The sequence below is a fragment of the Gilliamella sp. B3783 genome (assembly GCF_026536125.1).
In the GTDB taxonomy this organism is placed as follows: Bacteria; Pseudomonadota; Gammaproteobacteria; order Enterobacterales; family Orbaceae; genus Gilliamella.
Genome location: NZ_JAFNOU010000015.1, coordinates 1 through 4,744, shown reverse-complemented (window position 1 = coordinate 4,744; position 4,744 = coordinate 1). Strand labels below are relative to the sequence as shown.

Sequence of the window (4,744 nt, the reverse complement as noted above, 5' to 3'; positions counted from 1 at the left end):
ATTATCCATCAACGACCTTAGCCAATGTGGTCGTGACAAATAATTATTGGCACGATCCGGATGGTGATAAATTATTTACGATAACGGGTAATATGCAAATAAAGTGGGAAAATGCGGCAGGAGAAGATGTCACCAATTATGTCAAGTCGAATCCGAATAGTGAATTAGATGCGTGTAAATCGCCCTATAAATTAACACTCAGTGCTGATGCAGGTTCGTTAGCAACAAATTATGGGATCCCCTCAATAGGAAGCTTTACGGGAGGCAGCCATAGTTATTATCTTTACCCAAGTACGCCTAAAGTATGTTATGTACAACCAAATTTGTATCAAGGAAAAGGTATACAAGCAGGGGATGAGTATGAAGGAGGAAATTATGCAGGGCCTGTAACTCAGTGGGATCCAGATCGCGGTTTTAAACCGCAGGATCTAAAAAATCCATTATCGAACTTCCCAACAACCGGTACAAATAATTACTTTTTTAAAATGACAATTGCTGGATTAACTGCTGGTCAATTTATTTCTATAAATGGTGCTCAAATTATGCCTAGCTCTGGAAGTGGTGTAAATTTATCTATCACTGCTGAGAATAATAATATCAATGGTAATGTGGTAAGAGTAACGTTAAAAGGACCGACGTTAACATCAGCTAACAATAATTTTATTTCTTCAATATTTAAATTTTATGGGGATTCAGCTAAAAGTAAAATTATTTATCAATTCAATTTAAGCAGATGGTTTATTGTTAAACCTGGGATAAAAGGTGTGGATTATATAAATAATTATTCTGATGCTGTGCAATTTTGTCGAAATTTAGGATCAAATTATCGAATGCCTTCATTACAAGATTATACCAATGCTAACACATCTCAATATCATTTTAATTTAGGTGTGCCAGGACAAGGTAATGTTTATCAACGTAGTATTAGTTATAGGAATGGTAGTACTGGTAAATGGGTTGGTGGTTTTTTTAATGAATGGGGGGCGATTGCTGCAGGGACATGGATGGGAGATTCATATTATAGTGATAGTGGATGGGCTATAGGAAATTATTGGGTATCGGATGTTAATACTATAAACGGTGTTAAGTATAATTATAATATTTTTTCGGAATTTGGCGATATCGATCCGTTTGGAAATGGACGAGTAGCGTGTGTTACACCTTAAATAATATCACATTCAAAAAGTATTTTAGTTATAATAAATATAATTTTTTCAATTACTTGAAATGTAATTTTATTGATATATAACAGAAATTACTGGGTTAATTTGATTAAAATTCATAATCACTATTGATTAGATATAGGTGAAATGTAGTATGGATATAATTGATAAATTAGAGAAAAGTAATAGTCGCACTAGTATTTATTTTTTCAAGCAAGGAATATTTGCGCAGTTGTATGGCATGTCGCTTTATTTGGCTAGAATAGAGTTAAATCTTTTGGTGAAAGTATGCGGTGTTCGTCATAAAAAATGTGGTGGCGATCTTATTCTTAGAGGGGGGTTACCGGTTTCAACCTTAGAAAAACATTTTGGTCGTAGATTAATTCATCATGATTATGGTTATGAAATAAAGTTAACACATGAAATAGAGGATTTGACAGATTATAACAGTTGGTATCTCAAGCAAAAAAATTATCTACTAAAGAAAGAAGAAATCGAGCGAAATAATAAAACAGAGCTAGTAGAGGCTGAGAAAAACTTAGAAGTATCAGCTTTGAGCAGAAAGTTAGCAGCCAGCAGGCAGCTAACACTCAGCGAGCAAGAGTATTATTTTTTAATGAATTGGCGACAGGATAAATATCCATCATCAATAGAATCGGGTTTTATCCGAGGTTTGAAGGAAAAAATTTTATCACAGGGGCGAAGCCGTCTGAGATAAAATTTTTAGTATAAAAAACATGCATTTTTATTTTTTCAAATAATGTAAAATCTCAACACACTTTTTTGAGAGAAAGTTATTCACACAATAATGAAATAGCCGATATCAAGTCGGCTAAGTATCTAACCAATCAACAAGTTAATTTAATACCTGTGTAAAAATAGCTAGAAAAAATAACGTTGCTTTAGGATTAAGTAAGTTGCACAACAACCCTTGCATAAACGCGGATTTAGCGGACATTTGTTTGTCAATTAATTGTTGACTGACATAAGTAGAATTGGTCTTTTTTGCAAGTAATGCTTTAATGCCAAGCCATAATAAGTAAGCGGCGCCCGCATAGCGTAATACATTATACAGTAATGGCGTAGCAGCAATCAGTACTGCCACACCGGCTACACAATAACTCATATGGATTAATATTGCAGTGATGACTCCCAAACACGTCAACAGGGCTATTTTTCGGCTATAAGTTAAGCTGTTTTTCAAAATCAAAAAAAAGTCAGGGCCAGGCGAAATCATGCCAAGACAACTGATGGTTGACACTAAAAGTACGGTATCAAGAGTCATAATTATGCCTAATTCAACAGTTGAGCAGCTTGATTTAAACTAGCAATGCCCGATTTATTTTGTTCAATATACTGTTTTTTATCTAAATTTGGTTGAGTTAAATAATCGGTTAAAAATTTAACATTGCTGTTAATTTGAGCGCCATTTAAAATGAGCCTTGGTAAATCAATCTGATAAATGGTTTGATCAGGTGTTTTTTGTAAATCAACTGTTTGTGCGTTTGTGAGCAAATAAAGCTTACGTTCTTTTTCTGAAAGATGTTTTATCGTTGGGGTTGCAGAGCCCATCATTAAGTGATCGGGAAAGATATAAAACACGGTGTTTTCAAGTAGTCCTTGATCTTTTAACTGCTTAATAAACTGACCAACATTATAGTCTAACGAAGCAGCAACAAATGACATATTATCGTCTTTCGGTGCAATCACCGATCGCATTCGTTCGTCATAAAAACCATTTGGTGCATGCGTTGAAATGGTTGAAATAAATAGCGCGAAGGGTTTACCTGAGCTATGCAAACTCGTTACCTGTTTGTGGGCTATTTCTAATATATCTTTATCATATAAACCAAAAGGCGCATTAGGATATTGGCCAGCATAGTTTTTCTCAGAAACGACTTGCATGCCTAACAGCTCGGCTATGTGTCCAATACCCGCAAATTCAGGGCCAGCCATAACATAGCGCGTTTCATAGCCTGCTTGTTTGAGTACGTCACCCAAGCTGACTAATTGTGTTTTATTTGCGCTGGCCAGCGGCGATGTCGAATATTCACCAATTAAAAATGGCATGCCAGTCATATAAGTATACATTGAAGCTGTTGTCCAACTGCTACCAGGGCTCATTGGCATATTCGCAAAGAAGGTATAGTCTTGCCGTAGTTGGCGTAAATGTGGCGTAATATCAGTAAAATCAAAAAAACCTTGTTCAAACGATTCTAAAGATAGAACAATAATATTTTTACCTTTTTCACTAGTGATTTGTTGCTTATTTGGATAATTGTCCATGTTTAATGCGTGTAGTGCCTGCTCAAATGATCGTTTAGGTGCACAGGTCACTTGATAGATCTCGTATATTCGGCTAAATGGACCGTTTTGATAACTTAATGAGATAATTGCTATTACGCCAATTAATATTCGAATCGATAATCGACATTTATGTTGGCACAAATTAGCTAACTTTGTCAGCAAATATATCAATATAAAAAATACCGCAATCACAAGTACGGCTTGTAATTTAAAGATAAACAGCCCTTCAATAATATCATTAACATTTAAATTAACGTAAAACTGATAATCGATAAATCCACCACTAAAATAGATTGAGGTCAGTTCCATCACAATAAAAACGGTCATTAATACTATGATCAATAGTTGCCATTTTTTTTGTTTAAATAATGAAGCGAAAAGAATAGTTAGTAGCAAAAAAGGTAAAATAACAAGGGTAGATAAAGGCATAAAAACGTGTTACTCAGCAATTAACTTTGCCACAGTATATACGTATTCTTGAAAAAATAAAAAAGTAACCAAGGGTGGTATAACGAACATTATATTCCATTATTGTTGGCCACTCAGCATTGGCGGTTAAAGTTATTAAAAAAAATTAATAATCTCTTTTTTATTTTTTTGATATTAAATTAATAGGTTAATAAAAAAAACGATAATATGAAGAATTTCACTGTTTTGTTGCTATTGGTTTTTTTACTTACTTCTGTTATCAAAGATTCTGACTATTATGCGTGACCTATAAATTTGAGAAATATGTGGATGAAGATAACATTGTCTATTAGAGGTTAGATGTATCGAAAACTAAAATAACTTAACTTGTTTTTGAATAAATAAAAAAAGATTATATAAACACAGTTATCATTCTGTTATTTTCTGAAAATAAAATAAAGCTTATGAAGTGATTGCTACTGGTAAAGCATCTTTCCGATCTATACAGTTTAATTTAAGCAATAAGATCGATAACGATACGGTATGTATTCACTTTTTAAATAAACAGCAAACCTACAAATTATTATCAGCTATCATTAAAGTAGACTTTACAATTATTAACTATTTTATCATTTATGAGTTTGATTGTTTTTTTTATACTCGGTCAGTCAATATTATGACTGGCATACAGTATTTGTTCAAAATTTAGTATAAAAGAACAATGGATTATTTAAAAAGGATTAAAAATATGTTAAAATACAGTTGTTTACGGGGCCAGCCAGCCAGCCAGCCAGCCAGCCAGCCAGCCAGCCAGCCAGCCAGCCAGCCAGCCAGCCAGCCAGCCAGCCAGCCAGCCAGCCAGCCAG

At 34.0% G+C, this 4,744-nt stretch carries 3 protein-coding genes and 1 pseudogene; 2 read left to right on the top strand and 2 right to left on the bottom strand.

What is annotated here, in order from left to right; genetic code table 11:
* Both J3U59_RS11915 and J3U59_RS11910 read left to right on the top strand, forming a co-directional pair.
* A partial coding sequence (locus tag J3U59_RS11915; protein ID WP_267346545.1) for a hypothetical protein occupies window positions 1–1,166 on the top strand: 1,166 nt, incomplete at its 5' end.
* A 151-nt stretch (window positions 1,167–1,317) separates the two neighbouring features.
* On the top strand, window positions 1,318–1,881 hold the full coding sequence (locus tag J3U59_RS11910) for a hypothetical protein (RefSeq protein WP_267334573.1): 564 nt from the start codon (window positions 1,318–1,320) through the stop codon (window positions 1,879–1,881).
* A gap of 141 nt (window positions 1,882–2,022) precedes the next feature.
* On the opposite strand, the pseudogene J3U59_RS11905 reads toward J3U59_RS11910, so the two are convergent.
* Window positions 2,023–2,448, bottom strand: a pseudogene (locus J3U59_RS11905) (LysE family translocator); the annotation flags it as partial.
* Window positions 2,449–2,456: 8 nt separating this feature from the next.
* On the bottom strand, window positions 2,457–3,899 hold the full coding sequence (locus tag J3U59_RS11900) for an LTA synthase family protein (RefSeq protein WP_267334569.1): 1,443 nt from the start codon (window positions 3,897–3,899) through the stop codon (window positions 2,457–2,459).
* Between the last annotated feature and the right edge of the window lie 845 nt (window positions 3,900–4,744).